This window comes from Pseudomonas sp. HD6515 (assembly GCF_024971855.1).
In the GTDB taxonomy this organism is placed as follows: Bacteria; Pseudomonadota; Gammaproteobacteria; order Pseudomonadales; family Pseudomonadaceae; genus Aquipseudomonas; species Aquipseudomonas alloputida.
Map to the genome: position 1 here is coordinate 1,676,377 of NZ_CP079827.1, position 25,404 is coordinate 1,701,780.

23 protein-coding genes and 5 tRNA genes are annotated in these 25,404 nt (G+C 61.2%); 23 read left to right on the forward strand and 5 right to left on the reverse strand.

The genetic code is table 11. The features are described from left to right. Nucleotides 1-19: 19 nt before the first annotated feature. From KW568_RS07820 to KW568_RS07905, 18 genes are all read left to right on the forward strand, one after another. Nucleotides 20-709: an ABC transporter permease gene (locus KW568_RS07820; protein WP_003254523.1), complete on the forward strand. Its 690-nt coding sequence runs from the start codon at nt 20-22 to the stop codon at nt 707-709. Beyond that, nucleotides 706-1,404, forward strand: a complete 699-nt coding sequence (locus tag KW568_RS07825; RefSeq protein WP_003254520.1) for an ABC transporter permease — start codon at nt 706-708, stop codon at nt 1,402-1,404. The genes KW568_RS07820 and KW568_RS07825 overlap by 4 nt, the downstream gene beginning before the upstream one ends. A 22-nt stretch (nt 1,405-1,426) precedes the next feature. After that, nucleotides 1,427-2,191 (forward strand): ABC transporter ATP-binding protein, encoded by a 765-nt coding sequence (locus tag KW568_RS07830; RefSeq protein ID WP_003254518.1) that lies wholly within the window; start codon nt 1,427-1,429, stop codon nt 2,189-2,191. 98 nt (nt 2,192-2,289) lie between these two features. Then, entirely contained in the window at nt 2,290-3,270 is a 981-nt protein-coding gene (gene argR / locus KW568_RS07835) for a transcriptional regulator ArgR (RefSeq protein WP_004576734.1), read from the forward strand. Between the two features lie 564 nt (nt 3,271-3,834). After that, nucleotides 3,835-5,055, forward strand: coding sequence for an aspartate aminotransferase family protein (locus tag KW568_RS07840; RefSeq protein ID WP_003254516.1), 1,221 nt, complete (start codon nt 3,835-3,837; stop codon nt 5,053-5,055). 147 nt (nt 5,056-5,202) lie between these two features. Beyond that, entirely contained in the window at nt 5,203-6,222 is a 1,020-nt protein-coding gene (aruF, locus tag KW568_RS07845; RefSeq protein WP_003254515.1) for an arginine/ornithine succinyltransferase subunit alpha, read from the forward strand. Between the two features lie 78 nt (nt 6,223-6,300). Beyond that, nucleotides 6,301-7,329, forward strand: a complete 1,029-nt coding sequence (astA, locus tag KW568_RS07850) for an arginine N-succinyltransferase (protein ID WP_003254513.1) — start codon at nt 6,301-6,303, stop codon at nt 7,327-7,329. After that, nucleotides 7,330-8,793, forward strand: a complete 1,464-nt coding sequence (astD, locus tag KW568_RS07855) for a succinylglutamate-semialdehyde dehydrogenase (RefSeq protein ID WP_004577069.1) — start codon at nt 7,330-7,332, stop codon at nt 8,791-8,793. Between the two features lie 23 nt (nt 8,794-8,816). Continuing rightward, nucleotides 8,817-10,166, forward strand: a complete 1,350-nt coding sequence (gene astB / locus KW568_RS07860) for an N-succinylarginine dihydrolase (RefSeq protein ID WP_004577068.1) — start codon at nt 8,817-8,819, stop codon at nt 10,164-10,166. A 14-nt stretch (nt 10,167-10,180) separates the two neighbouring features. Then, nucleotides 10,181-10,471 (forward strand): topoisomerase II, encoded by a 291-nt coding sequence (locus KW568_RS07865; protein ID WP_003254508.1) that lies wholly within the window; start codon nt 10,181-10,183, stop codon nt 10,469-10,471. Between the two features lie 10 nt (nt 10,472-10,481). After that, on the forward strand, nt 10,482-11,489 hold the full coding sequence (gene astE / locus KW568_RS07870; protein WP_003254507.1) for a succinylglutamate desuccinylase: 1,008 nt from the start codon (nt 10,482-10,484) through the stop codon (nt 11,487-11,489). Between the two features lie 384 nt (nt 11,490-11,873). After that, on the forward strand, nt 11,874-14,498 hold the full coding sequence (gene alaS / locus KW568_RS07875; RefSeq protein ID WP_003254505.1) for an alanine--tRNA ligase: 2,625 nt from the start codon (nt 11,874-11,876) through the stop codon (nt 14,496-14,498). A gap of 102 nt (nt 14,499-14,600) precedes the next feature. Further along, nucleotides 14,601-15,836, forward strand: coding sequence for an aspartate kinase (locus KW568_RS07880; RefSeq protein WP_003254504.1), 1,236 nt, complete (start codon nt 14,601-14,603; stop codon nt 15,834-15,836). A 166-nt stretch (nt 15,837-16,002) separates the two neighbouring features. Further along, complete coding sequence (csrA, locus tag KW568_RS07885) at nt 16,003-16,191, forward strand: carbon storage regulator CsrA (protein WP_003254503.1); 189 nt, start codon at nt 16,003-16,005, stop codon at nt 16,189-16,191. 72 nt (nt 16,192-16,263) lie between these two features. Next, a tRNA-Ser gene (locus KW568_RS07890) sits at nt 16,264-16,354 on the forward strand. A 106-nt stretch (nt 16,355-16,460) separates the two neighbouring features. Further along, nucleotides 16,461-16,537 (forward strand) — tRNA-Arg (locus KW568_RS07895). 71 nt (nt 16,538-16,608) lie between these two features. Next, nucleotides 16,609-16,685 (forward strand) — tRNA-Arg (locus KW568_RS07900). Between the two features lie 73 nt (nt 16,686-16,758). Further along, nucleotides 16,759-16,835 (forward strand) — tRNA-Arg (locus tag KW568_RS07905). Between the two features lie 20 nt (nt 16,836-16,855). Here the strand turns inward: KW568_RS07905 and KW568_RS07910 are convergent. After that, a complete protein-coding gene (locus tag KW568_RS07910; RefSeq protein ID WP_127644222.1) occupies nt 16,856-17,038 on the reverse strand; it encodes a hypothetical protein in 183 nt (60 codons plus the stop codon). Nucleotides 17,039-17,231: 193 nt separating this feature from the next. Here KW568_RS07910 and mgtE point away from each other — a divergent pair, with 193 nt between their 5' ends. Next, nucleotides 17,232-18,674, forward strand: coding sequence for a magnesium transporter (mgtE, locus tag KW568_RS07915; RefSeq protein WP_259538016.1), 1,443 nt, complete (start codon nt 17,232-17,234; stop codon nt 18,672-18,674). 106 nt (nt 18,675-18,780) lie between these two features. On the opposite strand, the gene KW568_RS07920 is transcribed toward mgtE, so the two are convergent. Next, nucleotides 18,781-19,107 carry an Arc family DNA-binding protein gene (locus tag KW568_RS07920; protein WP_003254499.1) on the reverse strand — a complete coding sequence of 109 codons (327 nt, stop codon included), beginning with the start codon at nt 19,105-19,107 and terminating at the stop codon, nt 18,781-18,783. Between the two features lie 69 nt (nt 19,108-19,176). Between KW568_RS07920 and KW568_RS07925 the strand changes: the two genes are divergently transcribed. The 3 genes from KW568_RS07925 (at nt 19,177) to KW568_RS07935 (ending at nt 20,233) form a co-directional block, all read left to right on the forward strand. Beyond that, nucleotides 19,177-19,380, forward strand: coding sequence for a hypothetical protein (locus KW568_RS07925; RefSeq protein ID WP_014755754.1), 204 nt, complete (start codon nt 19,177-19,179; stop codon nt 19,378-19,380). A 71-nt stretch (nt 19,381-19,451) separates the two neighbouring features. Continuing rightward, nucleotides 19,452-20,045 (forward strand): phosphonate metabolism protein/1,5-bisphosphokinase (PRPP-forming) PhnN, encoded by a 594-nt coding sequence (gene phnN / locus KW568_RS07930; protein ID WP_033727153.1) that lies wholly within the window; start codon nt 19,452-19,454, stop codon nt 20,043-20,045. Between the two features lie 111 nt (nt 20,046-20,156). Continuing rightward, nucleotides 20,157-20,233, forward strand: a tRNA-Arg gene (locus KW568_RS07935). 82 nt (nt 20,234-20,315) lie between these two features. On the opposite strand, the gene KW568_RS07940 is transcribed toward KW568_RS07935, so the two are convergent. Both KW568_RS07940 and KW568_RS07945 read right to left on the reverse strand, forming a co-directional pair. Continuing rightward, a complete protein-coding gene (locus KW568_RS07940; protein WP_003254493.1) occupies nt 20,316-21,698 on the reverse strand; it encodes an amino acid permease in 1,383 nt (460 codons plus the stop codon). Between the two features lie 312 nt (nt 21,699-22,010). Further along, nucleotides 22,011-22,538, reverse strand: a complete 528-nt coding sequence (locus KW568_RS07945) for a hypothetical protein (protein ID WP_003254492.1) — start codon at nt 22,536-22,538, stop codon at nt 22,011-22,013. Between the two features lie 215 nt (nt 22,539-22,753). Here KW568_RS07945 and KW568_RS07950 point away from each other — a divergent pair, with 215 nt between their 5' ends. Next, complete coding sequence (locus KW568_RS07950; protein ID WP_003254490.1) at nt 22,754-23,752, forward strand: diguanylate cyclase; 999 nt, start codon at nt 22,754-22,756, stop codon at nt 23,750-23,752. Nucleotides 23,753-24,024: 272 nt separating this feature from the next. Here the strand turns inward: KW568_RS07950 and lpdA are convergent, their stop codons facing one another. Further along, entirely contained in the window at nt 24,025-25,404 is a 1,380-nt protein-coding gene (gene lpdA, locus KW568_RS07955; RefSeq protein ID WP_003254489.1) for a dihydrolipoyl dehydrogenase, read from the reverse strand.

The following is a 25,404-nucleotide window of genomic DNA, read 5'->3' on the forward strand; positions in this document are numbered from 1 at the left end:
CTAGGTCGAGGACCTCATCATGTTGAAAGGCTACGGGGCAGTCATCCTCGACGGGGCGTGGCTGACGCTACAGCTCGCCCTGTCGTCGATGGCCCTGGCCATCGTGCTCGGCCTGATCGGTGTGGCGCTGCGTTTGTCGCCAGTGCGCTGGCTGGCCTGGCTGGGCGATCTGTATTCCACGGTGATCCGTGGTATTCCGGACCTGGTCCTGATCCTGCTGATCTTCTACGGCGGGCAAGACATCATCAACCGGGTGGCGCCGCTGCTCGGCTATGAAGACTATATCGATCTGAATCCGCTGATTGCGGGTATCGGTACCCTGGGCTTCATCTTTGGCGCCTACCTCTCGGAAACCTTCCGCGGTGCCTTCCTGGGCATTCCCAAAGGCCAGGCCGAGGCGGGCGTGGCGTATGGCATGAGCCCTCGCCAAGTGTTCTTCCGCATCCAGGTGCCGCAAATGATTCGCCTGGCCATTCCGGGCTTCACCAACAATTGGCTGGTGCTGACCAAGGCCACTGCGCTGATTTCGGTCGTCGGCCTGCAGGACATGATGTTCAAGGCCAAGCAGGCGGCTGACGCCACCCGCGAACCCTTCACCTTCTTCCTGGCAGTGGCGGCGCTGTACCTGGTGCTGACCAGTGTTTCGCTGCTGGCCCTGAAGTATCTGGAGCGCCGCTACTCGGTGGGCGTCAAGGTGGCTGAACTATGATCTTCGACTACAACGTCGTCTGGGAAGCGCTGCCGATGTACTTCGGCGGCCTGCTGACCACCCTGAAATTGCTGGCGATTTCGCTTTTCTTCGGCCTGTTGGCAGCCATTCCGCTGGGCCTGATGCGGGTATCCAGGCAGCCGGTGGTCAACCTTGCTGCATGGCTGTACACCTACGTCATCCGTGGCACGCCGATGCTGGTGCAGCTGTTCCTGATCTACTACGGCCTGGCCCAGTTCGAGGCGGTGCGCGAGAGTATCTTCTGGCCGCTGCTGTCCAGCGCCACCTTCTGCGCCTGCCTGGCGTTCGGCATCAATACCAGTGCCTACACGGCCGAAATCATTGCCGGCAGCCTCAAGGCGACGCCGCATGGCGAGATCGAAGCTGCCAAGGCCATGGGGATGTCGCGCATGAAAATGTACCGCCGCATCCTGCTGCCTTCGGCACTGCGTCGGGCACTGCCGCAGTACAGCAATGAAGTGATCATGATGCTGCAGACCACCAGCCTGGCGTCGATCGTCACCCTGATCGACATCACCGGTGCTGCGCGCACGGTCAATGCCCAGTACTACCTGCCTTTCGAGGCCTATATCACGGCGGGCGTGTTCTACCTGTGCCTGACCTTCATCCTGGTGCGCCTGTTCAAGATGGCCGAACGCCGCTGGCTCGGCTACCTGGCGCCGCGCAAGCACTGACCGCTTTGTGAGAATCGACAGCATGTACAAACTCGAAGTCCAAGACCTGCACAAGCGCTACGGCAGCCACGAAGTGCTCAAGGGCGTGTCACTGGCGGCCAAGGCCGGCGACGTCATCAGCATCATCGGCTCCAGCGGTTCGGGCAAGTCGACCTTCCTGCGCTGCATCAACCTGCTGGAGCAGCCGCACGCCGGCAAGATCCTGCTCAACAACGAAGAGCTGAAGCTGGTGGCCGGCAAGGATGGTGCGTTGAAGGCCGCCGACCCGCGTCAATTGCAGCGTATGCGCTCACGCCTGTCGATGGTGTTCCAGCACTTCAACCTGTGGTCGCACATGACAGCGCTTGAGAACATCATCGAAGCGCCAGTGCACGTGCTGGGCGTGAACAAGAAGGAAGCCCTGGAAAAGGCCGAGCACTACCTGGCCAAGGTGGGGGTTGCCCATCGCAAGGATGCCTTCCCCGGGCATATGTCGGGGGGTGAGCAACAACGTGTGGCAATTGCCCGGGCATTGGCCATGGAGCCGGAGGTCATGCTGTTCGACGAGCCGACCTCGGCGCTCGACCCTGAGCTGGTGGGTGATGTGCTGAAGGTGATGCAGGCGCTGGCCCAGGAAGGTCGGACCATGGTGGTGGTGACCCACGAAATGGGCTTTGCCCGCGAGGTGTCCAACCAGCTGGTGTTTCTGCACAAAGGCCTGGTGGAAGAAACCGGCTGCCCGCGTGAAGTGCTGGCCAATCCGCAGTCGGAGCGCCTGCAGCAGTTCCTCTCCGGCAGCCTGAAGTAAAAGCTGCATTTTTGCACCAGAATAGGGCATGCTGCGCGGCGAGCGCAGCCTGACCCGGCGCACAGACTCGAACGACCTCAGGTTTCGGACCGTACCCTATGACCACCCAGCGAATCGGTTTTCTCATCTGGCCCAGCACCAGGCCTTTGACCCTGGCGTTGGCCGAGGAAGTGTTGCTGGTGGCGCAGCGTGTGCATCCGGATGTGGTCTACGAGTTGGTCTTCCTGCAGGCCGAGCCTGCGCAGGAAGGCGCCTGGCGGCTGCCGGGCGAGCCGTGGACCGGCCGCCTGGAGGGCTGCCACAAGCTCTTTCTGCTGGCCGACGAGCCGCCTGCGGCGATGGGGGCTGCCTTTTCAGCGGCGCTCAAGCAACTGGCGCGCAGTGGTTGCCTGATCGGTGGCTTGTCGGCCGGTGTGTATCCGCTGGCCATGCTGGGCCTGCTCGATGGGTACCGGGCAGCCGTGCACTGGCGCTGGCAGGATGACTTTGCCGAACGCTTCCCCAAGGTGATTGCCACCAGCCACCTGTTCGACTGGGATCGCGACCGACTGACCGCCTGCGGCGGTATGGCCGTGACCGACCTGCTGCTGGCGGTGCTGGCGCGCGATCACGGGGCGGAGCTGGCCGGGGCGGTATCGGAAGAGCTGGTGGTAGAACGCATCCGCGAGGGTGGCGAGCGCCAGCGTATTCCGCTGCAGAACCGCCTGGGCTCGAGTCACCCCAAGCTGACTCAGGCCGTGTTGCTGATGGAAGCCAACATCGAAGAGCCGCTGACCACCGACGAAATCGCCCAGCATGTGTGCGTGTCACGTCGGCAGTTGGAGCGTATCTTCAAGCAGTACCTGAACCGTGTGCCCAGCCAGTACTACCTGGAGTTGCGGTTGAACAAGGCGCGGCAGATGCTGATGCAGACCAGCAAGTCGATCATCCAGATCGGGCTGTCCTGTGGCTTCTCCTCGGGGCCGCATTTTTCCAGTGCCTACCGTAACTTCTTTGGTGCAACGCCGCGGGAAGACCGGAACCAGCGTCGCAGCAGCAGCCCGTTTGAATTGAGCTCGGCGCCGGCTGAAAAGGGCTGAGATTTCGGTTGGGTTCGGGGTGTATGCCTTGGGGTTGGTGTTGGGTTGCAAATCGAGCGCCGCCCACGCGGCGCTTCGCGGGTAAACCCGCTCCTACGTTTGTTTCGGGCCAGTTATGCCTGTGGCATTTGCGCGCGAACGCCTTGGCGCACACCTCGATATCCCGTCGAACAAACAAGGCGGTCGCGCGCGCCAGGCACAGGAGGGACTGGCCCGAAACAAACGTAGGAGCGGGTTTACCCGCGAAGCGCCGCGCGGGCGGCGCTCGATCTCCCCGTCAACACATTAACATCGCCGTACATCCTGCCCCCTCACAATCCTGTGTGAACACCCGTACATCCCGCCCCCTCACAAACCTGTGTGAACACCCGTTCACCCAGCCCCCTCTCTCCCGTACACTGCGCGATTGCGACAGTGTTTGTCGCATTGCCGAAAGCCTTGTCAAAACTGGGTTTTGCGCTGTAACAAGTTGTCGCTTGGCCGCAAGGACAGGCGCGGATCAGTCCTTACAATCCCCCCATCGCTCGCCACTTCCAGGCCAGCGTTCCTCTTCAGGAGACTCAGATGTCCGTTGAGCAAGCCCCGGTGCAACGTGCCGATTTCGACCAGGTGATGGTCCCCAACTATTCTCCGGCGGCCTTCATTCCTGTGCGAGGCGAGGGTTCCCGCGTCTGGGACCAGTCGGGTCGCGAGTTGATCGACTTTGCCGGCGGCATCGCGGTCAATGCCCTGGGCCACTGCCACCCGGCACTGGTCAAGGCCCTGACTGAACAGGCCAACACCCTCTGGCACGTCTCCAACGTGTTCACCAACGAGCCGGCCCTGCGCCTGGCCCACAAGCTGGTGGACGCCACCTTTGCCGACCGCGCGTTCTTCTGCAACTCCGGCGCCGAGTCCAACGAGGCCGCTTTCAAGCTGGCCCGTCGTGTGGCTCATGACCGCTTCGGTCCGCAAAAGCACGAAATCATCGCCACCGTGAACAGCTTCCACGGTCGCACCCTGTTTACCGTCAGCGTGGGTGGCCAGCCGAAGTACTCCGATGGCTTTGGCCCGAAGATCACCGGTATCAGCCATGTGCCGTACAACGACCTGGAAGCGTTGAAGGCACAGATTTCCGACAAGACCTGCGCCGTGGTGATCGAGCCGATCCAGGGCGAGAGCGGCGTGGTGCCGGCCGACAAGGCCTACCTGGAAGGCGCGCGCAAGCTGTGTGACGAGCACAATGCGCTGCTGATCTTCGACGAAGTGCAGACTGGCGTGGGCCGTACCGGCTCGCTGTATGCCTACCAGCACTACGGCGTGACCCCGGACATTCTGACCAGTGCCAAGAGCCTGGGCGGCGGCTTCCCGATTGGCGCCATGCTGACCACCACCGAGCTGGCCAAGCACCTGGCCGTTGGCACCCACGGCACCACCTATGGCGGCAACCCGCTGGGCTGCGCCGTTGCCTGCGCGGTGCTGGATGTGGTCAATACTCCGGAAACCCTGGCCGGTATCAAGGCTAAGCACGAGCGCTTCAAAACCCGCCTGGAACAGATCGGCCAGCAGTACAACCTGTTCAGCCAGGTGCGTGGCGTTGGCTTGCTGCTGGGCTGTGTCTTGACCGAGGCCTGGCAAGGCAAGGCCAAGGACGTGCTCAATGCTGCCGAGAAAGAAGGCGTGATGGTGCTGCAGGCCGGCCCGGACGTGGTCCGCTTCGCGCCAAGCCTGGTGGTTGAAGACGCCGACATCGACGAAGGCCTGGACCGCTTCGAACGCGCTGTGGCCACGCTGACCAAAGGCTGATCCGCCAGCGGTCCTTTCGTCGGTCCCGGCGCAGCCTCAACCCGAGGCTACGCCGGGCCGGCGATACCCGATTCCAGTGCAGGTGCCTGGGTGCCTGCCGTTTTTCCGTGCCGACGTGAATGGCCCGTATTCCAAAGGAGTGACACCATGCTGGTGATGCGCCCCGCGCAAATGGCTGATCTGAACGACGTGCAGCGCATGGCTGCAGACAGCCCCATTGGTGTCACCTCGCTGCCGGACGACACTGCTCGTCTGGGCGACAAGATTGCCGCCTCTGAGACATCCTTCGCCGCCGAGGTCAGCTTCAACGGTGAAGAGAGTTACTTTTTCGTGCTCGAAGACAGTGAAACAGGCAAGTTGGCCGGCTGCTCGGCCATCGTCGCTTCGGCCGGGTACTCCGAGCCGTTCTACAGTTTTCGTAACGAAACATTCGTGCACGCCTCACGCGAGCTGAAGATACACAACAAGATCCATGTGCTGTCGCTGTGCCACGATCTGACCGGCAACAGCCTGCTGACCAGTTTCTATGTGGCGCCGGAGTTGGTGAACAGTGGCTGGGCCGAGCTCAACTCGCGCGGCCGACTGCTGTTCATGGCTGCGCACCCGGAGCGCTTTGCCGATTCGGTGGTGACCGAAATCGTCGGCTTCAGCGACGATCAGGGTGAATCGCCGTTCTGGGATGCCATCGGCCGCAACTTCTTCGACCTCAACTATGCCGACGCCGAGCGCCTGTGCGGCCTGAAGAGCCGTACCTTTCTCGCCGAGCTGATGCCCCACTACCCGATCTACGTGCCGTTGTTGCCAGACCTGGCGCAGGAAGCCATGGGCCAGGTACATCCGCGAGCGCAGATCACCTTCGACATACTCATGCGCGAAGGCTTCGAGACCGAGCACTACATCGACATCTTCGACGGCGGCCCGACCCTGCATGCGCGCACCTCTGGCATCCGCTCGATCGCCCAGAGCCGGGTGGTCCCGGTGAAGATCGAAGAGGCCCCGGCCAAAGGCGGTCGCCCGTACCTGGTGTGCAACGGCCTGTTGCAGGACTACCGCGCGGTGTTGCTGGACCTGGACTGGGTGCCTGGCAAGCCGGTCAGCCTGAGCGTGGCAGCAGCCGACGCGCTGGGCGTGGGCGAGGGCGCCAGCGTGCGCCTGGTCGCGGTTTGAGGTCTGGCAACAGACGTTTCGGGATTGATGCGTTAGCAGAGTTTCGCGCCGGCCGATGCCGCCGCACAAGGAGATAGCATGATCGTTCGTCCTGTACGCAGCAGCGATTTGCCTGCGTTGATCGAATTGGCACGCAGCACCGGCACCACCGGGCTGACCACGCTGCCGGCCAACGAAGAGCGCCTGGGGCATCGCGTTGGTTGGGCGGAAAAAAGCTTTCGTGGCGAAGCCGAGCGTGGCGACACCGATTACCTGTTCGTGCTGGAAAACGACGAAGGTCTGGTGGTGGGCATCAGTGCCATCGCCGGCGCCGTCGGCCTGCGTGAGCCTTGGTACAACTACCGGGTCGGCCTGACTGTCAGCGCCTCGCAGGAGCTGAAGATCTACCGCGAAATCCCGACGCTGTTCCTGGCCAACGACCTGACCGGCAACTCCGAGCTGTGCTCGCTGTTCCTGCGTAGCGACTACCGCTCGGGCCTCAATGGCCGCCTGCTGTCGCGTGCGCGCATGCTGTTCATTGCCGAGTTCCCCGAGCTGTTCGGCAAGAAGATCATTGCCGAAATGCGCGGCATGTCTGACGAGCAGGGTCGTTCGCCGTTCTGGGAAAGCCTGGGCCGGCATTTTTTCAAGATGGAGTTCAGCCAGGCCGATTACCTCACTGGCGTGGGCAACAAGTCGTTCATCGCCGAACTGATGCCCAAGTTCCCGCTGTACACCTGCTTCCTGTCCGAAGCGGCGCGCAGTGTGATCGGCCGTGTGCACAAAGACACCGAGCCGGCGCTGGCTATGCTCAAGCAGGAAGGCTTCAACTACCAGGGCTACGTCGACATCTTCGATGCCGGCCCGGCCATCGAGTGTGACACTGCCAAGATCCGCGCTGTGCGCGAGAGCCAGACCCTGGTGCTGGCGGTAGGTACGCCAGGCGATGACGCGACCCCTTTCATCATCCACAACCGCAAGCGCGACGATTGCCGCATCACTGCTGCACCTGCACGGTTGGCCGCCGGCACCCTGGTGGTCGACCCATTGACCGCCAAGCGCCTGCGCATGGGCGTCGGCGACAATGTCCGCGCGGTGCCGCTGTCGGCCAGCCGGGAGGCCCAGTAAATGACCACGCATTACATCGCAGGCAATTGGCAGGCCGGCCAGGGCGAAACCCTGCAGTCGCTCAACCCGGTGACCCAGGCCGTGATCTGGCAAGGGCAGGGCGCTGACGCCAGCCAGGTCGACGCTGCCGTGCAGGCCGCGCGGCAGGCCTTTCCGGCCTGGGCGCAATTGAGCCTGGAGGCACGTATCGATGTGCTGGAGAAGTTTGCCGCGCAGCTGAAAGTGCATGCCGAAGCCATGGCCCAGTGCATTGGCGAGGAAACCGGGAAGCCGCTGTGGGAATCTGCGACTGAAGTCACCAGTATGATCAACAAGGTGGCGATTTCAGTACAGAGCTACCGCGAGCGCACCGGCGAAAAGAGTGGTCCGCTGGCCGATGCCACGGCTGTTCTGCGGCACAAGCCTCATGGCGTCGTGGCGGTGTTCGGCCCTTACAACTTCCCCGGGCACCTGCCCAATGGCCATATCGTGCCGGCGCTGCTGGCAGGCAACTGCGTGGTGTTCAAGCCCAGCGAGCTCACCCCCAAGGTCGCTGAGCTTACCGTCAACTGCTGGATTGCTGCCGGCCTGCCGGCGGGTGTGCTGAACCTGGTGCAGGGCGCACGTGAAACCGGTGTGGCGCTGGCCGCCAACCCAGGTATCGATGGCCTGTTCTTCACCGGCTCCAGCCGCACCGGCAACCTGCTGCATCAACAGTTCGCAGGCCGCCCAGACAAGATCCTGGCCCTGGAAATGGGGGGTAACAACCCGCTGGTGGTGGACGAGGTCAAGGACCTCGATGCGGCGGTGTATACCATTGTCCAGTCGGCGTTCATTTCCGCCGGCCAGCGTTGCACCTGCGCGCGGCGCCTGCTGGTGCCGCAAGGCGCCTGGGGCGATGCGCTGATCGCGCGCCTGGTCGAAGTGTGCAAAACCATCACGGTGGGGGCGTTCGATGAACAGCCGGCGCCTTTCATGGGGTCGGTGATTTCGCTGCAGGCGGCTCGGGCGCTGCTTGCCGCCCAGGTTGAACTGGCCGCCAAAGGTGGCGTGAAACTGCTGGAAATGACTCAGCCGCAGGCCGATGCCGCACTGCTGACCCCGGGCATTGTCGATGTCACCGCCGTGGCTGACCGCCCGGATGAAGAGTTTTTCGGCCCGCTGTTGCAGGTGATCCGCTACGCCGACTTCGATGCTGCCATCGATGAAGCCAATAACACCCAGTATGGCCTGGCCGCCGGCTTACTGTCTGATTCGCGGGCCCGCTACCAGTACTTCTGGTTGCGCAGTCGCGCTGGCATCGTCAACTGGAACAAGCAGCTGACGGGGGCTGCCAGCAGCGCGCCGTTCGGTGGTGTGGGTGCCAGTGGCAACCATCGCGCCAGCGCCTATTACGCGGCCGACTACTGCGCTTACCCCGTGGCTTCGCTGGAGACCGCCAGCCTTGCCTTGCCGGCGACCCTGACGCCGGGCGTCACCCTATAACAACAGGTCACGGAGCCTAGCCGATGAAATCCTATGAAGTGAATTTTGATGGCCTGGTGGGGCCTACCCACAACTATGGCGGCCTGTCTTACGGTAACGTGGCTTCGCAGAGCAACAGCCAGCAGGCGTCCAACCCGCGTGAGGCCGCGCGCCAGGGCCTGGCGAAGATGAAAGCGCTGGCCGACATGGGCTTCAAGCAGGGTGTTCTGGCGCCACAAGAGCGCCCGGACGTGGCGGCGCTGCGCCGCCTGGGGTTCAGTGGTAGCGATGCCGACGTTATCCAGCGCGCCGCCCGCGAGGCCATGCCGTTGCTGGTGGCCAGTTGCTCGGCCTCGAGCATGTGGGTGGCCAACGCCGCGACAGTCAGCCCGAGTGCCGACACTGCTGACGGTCGCGTGCACTTCACTGCCGCCAACCTCAACTGCAAATATCACCGCAGCATCGAACACCCGACCACCAGTCGCGTGCTGGGCGCCATGTTCAACAACGAGAAACACTTTGCCCACCACGCTGCGCTGCCTGCCGTGGCACAGTTCGGTGACGAGGGCGCGGCCAACCACACGCGCTTCTGCCGCGCCTATGGCGAGGCTGGCGTGGAATTTTTTGTCTACGGCCGCAGTGCCTTCGACAGCCGTTACCCCGCGCCACAGAAGTACCCGGCCCGACAAACCCTGGAGGCCTCGCAAGCTGTGGCCCGGCTGCACGGCCTGAGCGATGACGGTGTGGTCTACGCTCAACAGAACCCGGCGGTGATCGACCAGGGTGTGTTCCACAATGATGTGATTTCGGTCGGTAACGGCGAGGTGCTGTTCTACCACGAGGACGCGTTTCTCGAGACCGACGCGGTACTTGGGCAACTGCGAGCTAAACTGGCCAGCAAGGGTGGCAACTTCCAGGCCATCTGCGTGCCCAGGGCCGCGGTGGCGGTGGAGGACGCGGTGCGTTCCTACCTGTTCAACAGCCAGCTGCTCAGCCGCGACGATGGTTCCATGCTGCTGGTCGTGCCGGAAGAGTGCCGCAACAACGAGCGGGTCTGGGCCTATCTGGGCCAGCTGACCAGCCAGGGAGGCCCGGTGAAGGAGGTCAAGGTATTCGACCTCAAGCAAAGCATGCAAAACGGCGGCGGCCCGGCCTGCCTGCGTTTGCGCGTGGCTTTGAAAGAAGCGGAACTGGCAGCCGTCAACCAAGGCGTTATCATGACGGCCCCGCTGTATGACACGCTGCTGCAGTGGGTCGACAGGCACTACCGCGATCGCCTTGGCGAAGCAGACCTGGCTGACCCGCAACTGCTGGTGGAATGCCGTACGGCACTGGACGAATTGACCCAGATCCTGAAGTTGGGCTCGGTGTATCCGTTCCAACGCCAACCTTGAAGAGAGACTCTGTAATGACCGACGCCTTGCGCCTGATCCTTGAAGATGAAGACGGCACCCAGCTGGAAACTTCCTGCACCCGCTTTGCTGTGGTCTGGCAAGGCAAGGAAGTGTGGATTCAGCAGGATGGCCGTGGCCAGTTGCTGATCGGCGTGGATGTCGAGGAAGACGACACCGAGTATGCCAACTTGCTGCTGCGCCCGATGGCCACCAATCTGGTCAGCCTGCAGCTGGAAATGGAACCGGCAGAACTTGGCGAAGACGACGATCACGTTCATGGCCCTGACTGCGGTCACCACCACTAAGGAAGCACCTATGCTCGCCCTTGGCAAATTGCTTGAGCTGACCCTCACCGCTCACGAACCGGCTGAGAAGACCCAAGTGACACCCGGGGGCGCGCGTTTGCGATGGCTGGGGGAGGGCGCGCTCGAAGTGCGTCCGGCCGAAAGCGAAGATTGCGGGCTGGACTTGCTGTTGTCCGCCGGCATTCATGGCAACGAAACAGCGCCGATCGAATTGCTCGAACGGCTGCTGCACGGCGTGGCCAACGGCAAGATCAAACCCAGGGCACGGGTGCTGTTCCTGTTCGGCAACCCGGCGGCGATCCGCAAGGGCGAGCGCTTTATCGAACAGGACATCAACCGCTTGTTCAATGGTCGCCATGAGCTGTCCAGCGGGTTCGAAGCACTGCGTGCTGCCGAGCTTGAACAGTTCGCCCGGGTGTTCTTCAGCAAGCCGGGGCGCAACCGCCTGCATTACGACCTGCATACTGCCATCCGCGGTTCGAAGATCGAGCAATTCGCCTTGTACCCTTATAAAGAGGGGCGCAAGCACTCCCGTCGTGAGCTGGCGCGCCTGGCGGCGGCAGGTATGGAGGCGGTGCTGCTGCAAAGCAAGTCGTCCATCACCTTCAGTGCTTTCACCTACGAACAGCTTGAGGCTGAAGCTTTCACCCTGGAGTTGGGCAAGGCCCGCCCGTTCGGCCAGAACGAGCAGGTGAACCTCGACAAGCTCGAAGAGCGGCTGATCCGCATCATCGAGGCTACCGAGCCCGAAAACGAAAGTTCGCTGGATGGCCTGCAGCTGTTCAGTGTTTCCCGCGAAATCATCAAGCACAGCGACAGCTTCCACCTGCACCTGCCGGCGGACATCGAAAACTTCTCCGAGCTGAGCAAGGGTTACCTGCTGGCTGAAGACCTGGCCGAGATGCGCTGGGTAGTCGAGGAGGAGGGTGCGCGCATCATTTTCCCCAATCCCAAGGTCAGGAACGGCCTGCGCGCCGGCATTCTGATCGTGCCGGATTCGGGGCAGCGGCTGGGGTGAGAGCGGTGTCGCCTGTTTCGCGGGTGAGCCCGCTCCTACGGGCACGGCGCCACATTAAGGTCTTGCACATACCCTGTAGGAGCGGGTTTACCCGCGAACCAGGCGACACAGTTTCGGATCCTATCCATGATGAAAACCTTTTAATTCACCGCCTGTTCCCTTTTCCCCTCCCTTAAGCGGTAATTGGCTTGCCAGTGGCGAAACACAGGATTTAGCATCCGGTCATGTCGTTTTCGTTTGCATAGCCCGAAAAACCGTCCAAACGATGGCTTCTATCGTATAAACACACTGCATCAAGACTGCAGGACCGATATAATGCGGCCCTTTGCCGTCGTTTCGTCGACGCGTTTGCCCAACAGGGCCGCCGTTTCCGTGGAAGAACCTATGAAAAGCGCAGAAATCCGTGAAGCCTTCCTTCGCTTCTTCGAAGAGCAGGGACATACCCGAGTCGCCTCCAGTTCGCTGATCCCGAACAACGACCCGACCCTGCTGTTCACCAACGCAGGCATGAACCAGTTCAAGGACTGCTTCCTCGGTGCGGAGAAGCGCGCCTACACGCGTGCTGTCAGCAGCCAGAAGTGCGTGCGTGCCGGTGGCAAGCACAACGACCTGGAAAACGTCGGTTACACCGCGCGTCACCACACCTTCTTCGAAATGCTGGGCAACTTCAGCTTCGGCGACTATTTCAAGCGCGATGCCATTACCTTCGCCTGGACCTTCCTGACGTCTGAGCAGTGGCTGAACCTGCCCAAGGAAAAGCTCTGGGTCACCGTCTACGCCACCGACGACGAAGCCTACGACATCTGGACCAAGGAAGTCGGCGTGCCGGCCGAGCGCATGGTGCGCATCGGCGATAACAAGGGCGCCCCGTACGCCTCCGACAACTTCTGGACCATGGGCGATACCGGCCCGTGCGGCCCATGCACCGAGATTTTCTACGATCACGGCCCGGATATCTGGGGTGGCCCACCTGGCTCGCCAGAAGAAGACGGTGACCGCTACATCGAGATCTGGAACAACGTCTTCATGCAGTTCAACCGTACAGCCGACGGTGTGTTGCACCCGCTGCCAGCGCCGTCGGTGGACACCGGCATGGGCCTGGAGCGCGTCAGCGCCGTGCTGCAGCACGTGCATTCGAACTACGAGATCGACCTGTTCCAGAACCTGCTGGCTGCCGCAGCCCAGGCCATCGGTTGCAGCAATGACGGCCAGGCCTCGCTGAAAGTGGTCGCCGACCACATCCGTTCGTGCGGCTTCCTGATTGCCGACGGCGTGCTGCCGTCCAACGAAGGCCGTGGCTACGTGCTGCGCCGCATCATTCGCCGCGCTTGCCGTCACGGCAACAAGCTGGGCGCCAAGGGCAGCTTCTTCTACCAGATCGTTGCCGCACTGGCCGCTGAAATGGGCGAAGCCTTCCCGGAGCTGAAGAGCCAGCAAGCGCACATCGAGCGCGTGCTCAAGGCCGAAGAAGAGCAGTTCGCCAAGACCCTGGAGCAGGGCCTGCGCATCCTCGAGCAAGACCTGGCCCAGCTGAAAGGCGACGTGGTACCGGGCGACGTGGTGTTCAAGCTGTATGACACCTATGGCTTCCCGATGGACCTGACTGCCGACATCGCCCGTGAGCGTGAACTGACTATCGACGAAGCCGGCTTTGAGCGTGAAATGGACGCCCAGCGTGAGCGTGCCCGTTCCGCCAGCGCCTTCGGCATGGATTACAACAGCCTGGTCAAGGTCGACAGCGCCACCGAGTTCCTCGGTTACGACACCACCGAGGGCCAGGGCAAGATCATCGCCCTGTACAAGGACGGCCAATCCGTTGACCAGCTGGGTGAAGGCGAGCAGGGCGTTGTGGTGCTCGACCGCACGCCGTTCTACGCCGAGTCCGGTGGCCAGGTCGGTGACAGCGGCTTCCTGCAGGCGGGTGCTGCACGCTTCGACGTGCGTGATACCACCAAGACCGGCGGCGCCTTCCTGCATCACGGCGTGGTGGCCAGCGGTGCGCTGCTGATCGGTTCGCCCGTCGAGGCCAAGGTCGATGCCGACGTACAGCACGCCACCTCGTTGAATCACTCCGCCACCCACCTGCTGCACGAAGCATTGCGCCAGGTACTGGGCGAGCATGTACAGCAGAAGGGCTCGCTGGTCGACAGCCAGCGCCTGCGTTTCGACTTCAGCCACTTCGAAGCGGTGAAGCCGGAGCAGATCAAGCAGCTGGAAGACATCGTCAACCGCGAGATTCGCAAGAACACCCCGGTTGAAACCGAACTGACCGACATCGAAACTGCCAAGGCCAAAGGTGCAATGGCGCTGTTCGGCGAGAAATACGGCGACACCGTGCGTGTGCTGAGCATGGGCGGTGATTTTTCGGTGGAATTGTGCGGCGGTATCCACGCCAAGCGCACCGGTGACATCAGCCTGTTCAAGATCATCAGCGAAGGCGGCGTAGCCTCTGGCGTGCGCCGTATCGAAGCCGTAACCGGTGCCGCTGCGCTGGCTTACCTGAACGCTGCCGAAGAGCAGGTCAAGGAAGCCGCACAACTGGTCAAGGGTAACCGCGACAACCTGATCGACAAGCTGTCGGCTGTGCTTGAGCGCAACCGCCAGCTGGAGAAGCAGCTGGAACAGCTGCAGGCCAAGGCCGCCAGCGCCGCCGGGGACGATCTCTCCAACGCGGCCGTTGAGGTCAAGGGTGCCAAGGTCCTTGCCGCCCGCCTGGATGGGCAGGATGGCAAGGCCCTGCTGGCCCTGGTCGATCAGCTGAAGAACAAGCTCGGCCACGCAGTGATCCTGCTGGGCAGCGAGCATGAGGGCAAGGTTGTGCTGGTGGCCGGCGTGACCAAGGACCTCTCCAGCCAACTCAAGGCTGGCGATCTGATGAAACAAGCCGCTGCGGCGGTGGGTGGCAAGGGCGGCGGCCGTCCGGACATGGCCCAGGGTGGTGGCGTCGACGTCGCTGCCCTGGACCAGGCCCTGGCGCTGGCCGTGCCATTCGCAGAGCAGGGACTTTGAGATGAGGGGGTGGAGGGTCTAGTGGCCACACAGGCCACTCCCGTCCACCCCTTCATGTTGGATTGTTTTTTGGGGCCCTGTATGGGCTGAGGCACCATTGAAATGGCGTTGATCGTACAGAAATTTGGCGGCACCTCTGTCGGTTCCATCGAGCGGATCGAGCAGGTAGCCGAAAAGGTCAAGAAACACCGTGAAGCGGGCGACGACCTGGTGGTTGTGCTGTCGGCCATGAGCGGTGAAACCAATCGCCTGATCGACTTGGCCAAGCAGATCACCGATCAGCCGGTTCCTCGTGAACTGGACGTGATCGTGTCGACGGGTGAGCAGGTCACCATTGCCCTGCTGACCATGGCCTTGATCAAGCGTGGTGTGCCAGCGGTGTCCTACACCGGCAACCAGGTGCGTATTCTCACCGACAGCTCGCACAACAAGGCGCGCATTCTGCAAATCGACGACCAGAAGATTCGTGCCGACCTCAAGGAAGGTCGCGTGGTCGTGGTTGCAGGCTTCCAGGGTGTCGACGAGCACGGCAGCATCACTACCCTGGGTCGTGGTGGCTCTGATACCACCGGCGTGGCCCTGGCGGCAGCGCTGAAGGCTGATGAGTGCCAGATCTACACTGATGTTGATGGCGTCTACACCACCGACCCGCGCGTCGTGCCACAGGCTCGTCGCCTGGAGAAGATCACCTTCGAAGAGATGCTGGAAATGGCCAGCCTTGGTTCCAAGGTGCTGCAGATCCGTTCGGTGGAGTTCGCCGGCAAGTACAACGTTCCGCTGCGCGTGCTGCACAGCTTCAAGGAGGGTCCGGGTACCCTCATTACCATTGATGAAGAGGAATCCATGGAACAGCCGATCATTTCCGGTATCGCCTTCAACCGTGATGAAGCAAAGCTGACCATTCGCGGCGTGCCGGATACCCCGGGCGTGGCCTTCAAGATCCTCGGCCCGATCAGCGCTTCGAACATCGAAGTCGACATGATCGTGCAGAACGTTGCTCACGATAACACCACCGACTTCACCTTCACCGTGCACCGCAACGAGTACGAGAAGGCGCAGAGCGTGCTGGAAAACACTGCGCGCGAAATCGGTGCCCGTGAAGTGATCGGCGACACCAAGATCGCCAAGGTCTCGATCGTTGGTGTCGGCATGCGTTCGCACGCCGGTGTTGCCAGCTGCATGTTCGAAGCCCTGGCCAAGGAGAGCATCAACATCCAGATGATCTCCACTTCCGAGATCAAGGTTTCGGTGGTGCTCGAAGAGAAGTACCTGGAGCTGGCCGTGCGCGCGCTGCATACCGCGTTCGATCTGGATGCTCCTGCCCGACAGGGCGAGTAAGGCGCTGCCTGGAAGGGCGCGGCTTGCCGCGCCCTTCGCGTTTCTGCTCGCCGCGCAGGCCCTGTCCTGCCCTGTGCGGCGAGTAACCGGGGCCATGGTCGTCGTCCGCGACCCGGCCCGATATCCAAGACTGTTACCCCTGAATGTTTTGCGTAAGGAGAAAGCTATGTTGATTCTGACTCGTCGGTGCGCCGAGAGCCTGATCATTGGAGACGGCGAGATCACCGTGACGGTGCTTGGCGTCAAAGGCAACCAGGTGCGTATTGGCGTGAGCGCCCCGAAAGAAGTGGCAGTTCACCGCGAGGAAATCTACCTGCGGATCAAGAAGGAGAAGGATGAAGAGCCAAGCCTTTAATTTTTTTGAAGTTTTTTTCAAAAAAAGGGTTGCAAAGGTGAAAGAGGTTCTTTAATATTCGCCTCGTGTTGCGGTGAGGTGGCCGAGTGGCCGAAGGCGCTCCCCTGCTAAGGGAGTATACCTCATAAGGGTATCGGGGGTTCGAATCCCCCCTTCACCGCCATTATTTGCGTAGGGCGCTGTAAACGGTAGGAACGCTAAGTAGTTGTTTTATAACGAAAAGCTTCTTGCAAAAATGTTTCAGCGACCTATAATGCGCGGCAAGACACGGACTCATAGCTCAGCTGGATAGAGTACTCGGCTACGAACCGAGCGGTCGCAGGTTCGAATCCTGCTGAGTCCGCCACTTTTGAAGTGGCTTTGTTTGCAAGGCTGCTTCAATCAACCAGCGGTATCTGGTCTAAAACTGCCAATCGCGGACTCATAGCTCAGCTGGATAGAGTACTCGGCTACGAACCGAGCGGTCGCAGGTTCGAATCCTGCTGAGTCCGCCACTTTCTTGAAGTGGTTCTGCTTGCAAAGCTACTTCAGTCAACCAGTGGTAACCTGGTCTAAAACTACCATCACGGACTCATAGCTCAGCTGGATAGAGTACTCGGCTACGAACCGAGCGGTCGCAGGTTCGAATCCTGCTGAGTCCGCCATACCCCATCAAAAAGCCCGCTCAATAGAGCGGGCTTTTTGTTTGTGCGCCAATGAATTCTTGAGCCTGTCGATCTACGCTCTTCTGTAATGATTGCGGTGTAGTCTTGAGCCGCTGAGCGGCCTCAAAAATCAAATGTGCTTTCTCATCCACAACAACCGTCGCACTGATAGCTTCGAGCGTTGTCCCAGCTTTATCACGCAAACGATTGTTCTGGCCAAAAATTTAAGCGATCTGACAGCTTTAGCAGTGTATGATTGCGCCCGTCAGCCCCGCCGGGGCTTGTGGAAAACCACCATGGACTTACCCAGTAGTTACTCGCTAACACGATTCATACAGAAAGATCTGACCGATTGATTCCCTCGGCGTGCTCCGCTGCTGGGAGTGGAGTTCGCCTATGACCGAAGTAGAAGTTAAAAAAGCGCAAGAAAGCCTGCAGGATCGCCTGGCCCAGGTGGTCGAACTGCTGCAGCGTCAGCGCATGGTCGAAGACCTGACCCATCGCCAGGAAGGCGCGCACAATGACCTGGTGGAAAACCTGGTCCACCGCCAGAACCTCGTCGAGCTGCAGCGCAAGCTCGATGACCTGCACCCCGCCGACATCGCCTACATCCTCGAAGCCTTGCCCCTGGAAGATCGCCTGACGGTCTGGCAGCTGGTGCGCTCGGAGCGCGATGGCGACATCCTGCTGGAAGTTTCCGATTCGGTTCGCCAATCGCTGATCGCCGACATGGACGATCACGAGCTGCTGGCTGCCGCCAAGGAGATGGACGCCGACGAACTGGCCGACCTCGCCCCAGAGCTGCCGCGTGACGTTGTTCACGAGCTGATGGAAACCCTCGATGCCCAGCAACGCGAGCGGGTGCGTTCGGCGCTGAGCTACGACGAGGAGCAGGTCGGTGCGCTGATGGACTTCGAGATGGTCACCATCCGCGAAGACGTCAGCCTGGAAGTGGTGCTGCGCTACCTGCGCCGCCTGAAAGAATTGCCGAACCACACCGACAAATTGTTCGTGGTCGATTACGACGGCATCCTCAAGGGTGTATTGCTGATCAAGCGCCTGCTGGTCAACGACCCGGAGAAGAAGGTGGCGGAGGTCATGGCGACCGACCCTGTCTCCTTCCAGCCCGAGGAAGATGCCTACGATGCAGCGCAGGCTTTCGAGCGTTATGACCTGGTATCCGCCCCTGTGGTGGACAAGAGCGAACGCCTGATCGGCCGTCTGACCATCGACGAAATGGTTGACCTGATCCGTGAGGAAAGCGAGAGCGAAGTCCTCAACATGGCGGGTCTGCGTGAAGAGGAAGATATTTTCGCCTCGGTCTGGCGTTCGTTCCGCAACCGTTGGGCGTGGCTGGCAATCAACCTGATTACCGCGTTCGTTGCTTCGCGAGTGATCGGGTTGTTCGAAGGTTCGATTGAAAAGCTGGTGGCGTTGGCTGCGTTGATGCCGATCGTTGCGGGTATTGGTGGCAACTCTGGTAACCAGACCATCACCATGATCGTCCGCGCCATGGCCCTGGACCAAGTGTCACCAGGCAATACCAGCCGCTTGATGCGCAAGGAATTGGCGGTGTCGCTGATCAACGGCCTGGTTTGGGGCGGAGTGATTGGTGCGGTGGCTTTCTGGCTGTATGGCAGCTGGTCGCTGGGGGTGGTGATGACCGCAGCGATGACCTTGAACTTGTTGTTGGCAGCGCTGATGGGCGTGCTGATCCCGATGACATTGGCTCGCCTGGGGCGCGACCCTGCGATGGGGGCGAGCGTGATGATCACTGCTGTGACCGACAGCGGTGGTTTCTTCATCTTCCTTGGGCTGGCGACGCTGTTCCTGTTGTAAGCCGGTCCTCCCTGTGGGAGCGTCCCACAGGGAAATGCCTTTGCTGCCAATCAGTCATCCACAAAAAAGCCAGCTTACGCTGGCTTTTTTGTGTTCGCTGCAGGCCTCAGGAAGCGTCTGCGGCCATTTCCACATCGTGAGCGATGAGGGCGACCAGGGCGTTCTGCTGGCGGTGGGACAGTTGGCGGAAACGCTGCAGCAACTCGCGCTCATGCAGGGACAGCTCGGGGCTGTCCAGGCGCATGCTCAGTTCATCACCCAGCGCACCTTCCTGGATAAGGCTCTGCTCCAGGCGTGCAATGATCTCGGAGTTCATGCTGCGATGGTGGTTGCGCGCTACCTCGGCAATGCGCTCACGCATTCCGTCAGGCAGGCGGACGACGAACTTGTCAGCAGTGCGGCTCGAATAAATAGCCTGTTTCATTGGGCGCATATAAATTGACCAGAGTTTGGTTCAGGGGAAGCGGTTCTCAAATTGGCCGCACGGGATGGAAGTACGACCGTGGCGACGACAAAATGTTCAACCGCCAGTGAAAAATGGATGCTCATCTTGCCTCATGGTCGCCGTTTGCTTGGCGTCAATTATGTGACAAATAGTGAGCCGGATAAAGGCTTTATGCCAGTACCAATTATCAGAAATGAGCACTGGTTTGAAAAGTTTTACATGCTCTGGCTAGCCTGGCCGTCAGTCTTTTGCCGTCAATAATCGGTAAAACGCAGAAAAATGCCCAGAAAAGCCCTAGAATGCGCCGGTTCTCTCCATAGAGCATAGTGGCTATGCAACATGACGCAAGCGACCGCCGATCAGGGACGGGCCGGTTGATATTTCTGGTTGGGCCGTCGGGTTCCGGGAAAGACTCCCTGATCGACGCTTCGCGTGAGCAACTGGCCCTCGCCGGGGTAGAAATTGCCCGCCGGGTCATCACCCGTTCGGCCGAAGCCAAAGGCGAAGCTGCCCAAGGGGTCACGCCTGAGCAGTTTGATACCTTGCGTGCGCAGGGTGCGTTTGCCATGCACTGGCGGGCCAATGGCCTGGACTATGGCATACCCCGGCAGGTGGACCAGTGGTTGGCGGCGGGGAGGGCAGTGCTGGTGAATGGCTCGCGGGCTTATCTGCCAGAAGCCCGTCAGCGCTACCCGGATTTGTTGGCCGTGTTGGTCGAGGTCAAGCCTGAGGTGCTGCGCCAGCGCTTGCTGGCCCGGGGCCGGGAAACTGCAGAAGAAGTGGAGCAGCGCCTGGCGCGCAGCGCACGCTTGCAAGCTGCAGCCGACCCATCGGTACATGTGCTGGATAATTCTTCCACACTGGAGGCGGCGGTCGCCGCATTTGTTTCGCTGCTTCGCTATCAGGGCGTGCTACCACGGGGATAGCAGCGGCAGAAAAGGATTACGCGAAAAAGCCCAGTTCAGGCATGACAAACGCCAGCATGCTGGTTAACATGCTGGCCATCCCGCTGTGCAGCGCTCGCTGCCGGTCGTAGCGTCTCAGTAGCTCAATTGGATAGAGCATCCCCCTCCTAAGGGGAAGGTTGCAGGTTCAATTCCTGCCTGGGACGCCATTCTCGTCATTCCCATTATTGTCTCCGTTGCCTTTGTCGCCGTCGTGCTGCTGTTGACAGCACCTGCGCTTGGCCAGCGCTGTCATGCATCACGTCCGTGGGCTAACGCCGCGCTTGGGGCCAGCCGCTGACGCATCAGGAAGTACCCCGCCACCACCAGCAGTACCGTCAGCACCGTGAACCAGAATTGGAAACGCGATGCCGGGTCGAACGCCTGGGTGCCGATGACTGCCAGCAAGGCGAACAGCGCAATGATATTGGTGTAGGGGAACAGCCAGGCACGGAAGGCGTTTGGGGCGACCGCTTCGTGGCGGGTTTTCCTGCGCATCGCCACGTGGGCGATGATGATGAAGATCCATACGACCATGACCAGGCTGCCGGTACTCTTGGCCAAGGTCATGAACAGGTCGCCGCCACTGACAAAGTGCACGGTCAGGATCATCGTGCAGATCGACAGGCTCAGCAGCAGTGCATTGATCGGTACGCCCTTGGCACTGGTGCGTGAGAACAGCTTGGGCGCGTGACCGCGCTGGCTCAGCGAGAACAGCATGCGCGAGTTGGAGAACATGAACGAGTTCATCACCGACATGAACGAGACGAACAGCACCAGTTTCATGGCCACTGCAGCACCACCGAACCCGGCCAGGCTGAACAGCGAAACATAGGGCGAGGCCAGGTTGGCCTTGTCGGTCCAGGGCAGGCAAAGGATCAGGATCGACACAGAGCCTACGTAGAACAGCATCACCCGCAGGATCACGCTCTTGATCGCACGGATCACGTTCTGTCGCGGGTTCTCTGACTCACCCGCGGCCACAGCGGCAATTTCGCTGCCGCCAAGGGAGAAAATCACCACGATAACGCCGGCCATCACCGGTGACAGGCCGTTGGGCATGAAGCCGTCATGGGCGGTGAGGTTGATCAGGCCGGGGGCGGGAATCTCACTGTGCAGGCCGAGCAGGATCGAGACGCCCAGCAGCATGAAGATGAGGATGGTGGCGACCTTCATCGCGGCGAGCCAATACTCGACTTCGGCAAACGAACGCACCGAGTAGGCGTTGCTGGCCATGAGTGTCACCAGCATCAGGAAGGCACCTGCCCAGATCGGTAGCCAGGGCAGGAAGTCATGCAGGATGGCGCCCAGCAGTACCGCTTCCAGGGTGATGGTCATCATCGACTTGAACCAGTACAGCCAGCCGACCGCAAACCCTGCCCAGTCACCGAGGTAGGTGTTGGCGTAGGTCGAGAACGACCCTGCATCCGGGTTGCGGCAGGCCATTTCGCCCAGCATGAACATGACCAGGGTGACCACCAGGCCACCAATGAAATACGACAGTATGGCCGCGGGCCCTGCCGATGCGATCAGTGAGCCCGAGCCCATGAACAGCCCTGCACCGATCACCCCACCCAGCGCGATCATGGTGATATGCCGCTGCTTGAGGCTTTGCTTCAAACCGTGTGATTGCATTTCCTTGTCCTCTCTTATTTTAGGAGGGATCCGACATCGTCCCCCTACGCAGGCATCGTCATGCGCCTGCGTCCACGCGTGGCAAATAGCTACCAGCCTGCCACCCTGGACAATAAGGCCAAGGACCTCAAACGAATTCTCTGCACAACATCCTGCCGATTTTTCCTGAGACCGGTCATGGCGCCGGCAGCGTTGCAGTTGACGAAGCCATGCACCACCTGAACATCGACGCCACCGCACGCCTTCAAACCGCTCAGGCTGGGGCGCCTTGGACGAACCGTGGCGCTCTCCTTAGCGGCCGCTGGCATTCCCTCACACCGGGCTTGCCGCTTGTTGCTCTTCATCCACGCCGCCGTCCACCTTGGCGACCTGCTCTTGCGCTTTCTCCTCGATCTTGCGCTTGATGTCTTCTTTCATGCGCTGGGCGATCAACTCGTCGACCTTTGCTTTCATTTCGGGCGGCAGGGCGTCGTACTCTTCTTCGGTCAAGCCTATTTCACGCAGCAGTTTTTCCTTGATCATCTCGCCGGGCGACTTGGACATGAAGTCGTGAAATTCCTGCCGGGCAGTCTTGGACGGCAGAGGTTCTCCGATGACCGGCTCGGTGGTCGCAGAACTCAGGTTTTGCAGCATCACCTTGAATTTGGCAAAGGCTTCTGCACGAGCATCCTCTGCGTTTTGCTGAGCGGTGCTGCCTCCATTCTGCTGTTGGCTCGCCGTGTTGGCGGTGGATATTGGCGTGCGGACCGGTGCAATCTGGGCCACTGCCTGCTCATCGCTGGTGGACCGAGGCTGATGGAGCGTGGGCTGCCAGCTGACGCCGTTAGGGGCGATTATCATGTTTCCTCCTTGGAAATCTCGTTGGCAGGTACCAAGCGCAAAAGCCATGCCAGCGCTGTGCCGGTCGAAATCAGGGCGTTGGCACTATTTCGGTTGCACGCGGGTGGGCATATGCTTGCCCGTGATAGGCATCATCTTGCCGCTCGCGGCAATCAACACCACTGTCGGCAGCCCCTTGATCGGAGCGCAGTTGCTGGGCATCAGGGAGAGCGTCCATGAGTCAAGACACCAGGCCGGTACCTGCCGGCTTCAGTGAACAGCAGTTGCACACCTTGTTCGATTTGATCAGCGACGGCATCTGGGATTGGAATGCCAATACCGGCTACGTTTATCGCAACCCGGGCTGGTACAACATGCTGGGTTATGCCAGCCACTCCATGGCCAACTCGGTATTTACCTGGGAAAGCGTGATCCATCCCGAAGACTACCCCCGGGTAATGGCCCATTTCGAGGCCTATATCAATCAGCGCAACGAGCGCTACCGCATTGAATACCGTTGCCGTTGTCAGGACGGCAGCTACATCTGGATCGAAGACAGCGGCTACGTCATCGCGCATAACGAGGACGGTTCCGTGGCACGCATGCTGGGTGCGCATCGCAATATCGACGCTGGCAAGCGCTTGGTGACGCAACTGGAACAGAAGAACCAGTCGCTGGAATTTCAGGTGGCCGAACGCACCCGTGAGTTGTCCAGGGTGAACCAGCAGTTGCAGCGGCAACTGGACGAAAACCGTGAATTGGCCGAACGCGATGCGTTGACCCGTGTTGCCAACCGTTACCGGCTGGAGAGCGCGTTGCAGCGGGAGTGCCAGCGCGCCCAGCGCTTCCGCCAGCCGTTGTCGCTGATCGCCATGGACATGGATGATTTCAAACCGATCAATGACCGCTACGGTCACGCCCGTGGCGATGCGGCGCTGGTCCGGGTGGCCGAAAGCCTGCGCACCTGCTTGCGCGAACTGGACCTGCTGGCGCGCTGGGGCGGCGACGAGTTCGTCATCGTGCTGCCGCAGACCGCGTTGGGGGAGGCGCTGGATGTGGCGGCGCGCTTGCGCCAGGTGCTGGAGCAGGTGGAGCCGGTGGGTGATTGCCGGCTGACCATGAGCTATGGCGTGGTGCAATGGCTGGAAGGGGAGGACCAGCACGCGCTGCTGGCGCGTGCCGACAAGGCGCTCTACAGGGCCAAGGGGACAGGCAAGAACGCAATTGCCGAGTAGCTAGTGTGGTGTTTCACAAATAACGACCATAATTCGCGGCGCTTTTTGCGCTCATGCGGCGTTGTCGCTCCTCGCCGTAGCTGGGCTACGACTCGTCGCGACGCCTTGCCTGAGCGCAAAAATCGCTCGCGAGTTATTGGCCGTATTTGCAAAACACCACACTAGCCCCTCAAAGAGCGCGCTGTTTTCTGGAGGCTTGGATGGCCTGAATGAAAAAAGACCCGCAGCGCCTCTCGGCGCAGCGGGCCAAATCGGCCTCGGCCGCTTCAGTGTCAGATATGCAAGGCGTGGCCCAACGCGCGCAGGGCGGCTTCTTGCACCGCTTCACCCAACGTGGGGTGGGCATGAATGGTGCCGGCCACATCTTCCAGGCACGCGCCCATCTCCAGCGATTGGGCAAACGCGGTGGATAGCTCGGAGACCGCCACGCCAACCGCCTGCCAACCCACGATCAGGTGGTTGTCACGGCGCGCCACCACCCGCACGAAACCGCTTTTCGACTCCAGGCTCATGGCCCGGCCATTGGCGGCAAACGGGAACTGCGCGACGATGCAGTCCAGGCCCTGCTGGCTGGCTTGTTCCGGGGTCTTGCCGACCACCACCACTTCCGGGTCGGTAAAGCACACGGCGGCAATCGCTGCCGGCTCGAAGCGTCGGGCCTTGCCGGCGATGATTTCGGCGACCATCTCGCCTTGGGCCATGGCCCGGTGCGCCAGCATCGGTTCGCCAGCGACGTCGCCGATGGCCCAGACGTTGTGCATGCTGGTATGACAGCGCTCGTCGATGGCAATGGCGGCGCCGTTCATCTTCAGGTCCAGGCATTCCAGGTTGAAGCCCTTGGTGCGTGGCCGGCGGCCAACGGCCACCAGTACCTGGTCGGCCTCCAGGCGCAGTTGCCCACCCTTGCCGTCGCTGGCCAGCAGGCAGCCATTTTCGTAGCCCTCGACGCTGTGGCCCAGGTGCAACGCGATGCCCAGTTTCTTCAGCGACTCGGCCACCGGGGCGGTCAATTCGCTGTCGTAGGTCGGCAGGATGCGCTCACGTGCTTCCACCACACTCACCTGTGCACCCAGCTTGCGATAGGCAATGCCCAGCTCCAGGCCGATATAGCCACCGCCAACCACTACCAGGTGTTGCGGCAGGGCTTTCGGCGCCAGAGCTTCGGTCGAGGAAATCACCGGGCCACCCAGCGGCAGCATCGGCAGTTCGACACTGCTGGAACCGGTCGCCAGCAACAGATGCTCGCACTGGATACGCTGGCCATCGACCTCGACCTGCTTGCCGTCCAGTACCTTGGCCCAGCCATGCATCACTTTCACCCCGTGCTTTTTCAGCAAGGCGGCCACACCGGTGGTCAGACGGTCGACAATGCCGTCCTTCCAGGTGACGCTCTGGCCGATGTCCAGGCGCGGCGAAGCCACGCTGATGCCCAGCGGCGAGGGTTCGGTAAAGCGCGAGGCCTGGTGAAACTGCTCGGCCACGTGGATCAGCGCCTTGGACGGGATGCAGCCGATGTTCAGGCAGGTGCCGCCCAGTGCCTGGCCTTCCACCAGTACGGTAGGAATGCCCAGTTGCCCGGCGCGGATGGCTGCTACATAGCCGCCAGGGCCGCCGCCGATGATCAACAGGGTAGTCTGGATAATCTGTTGCAT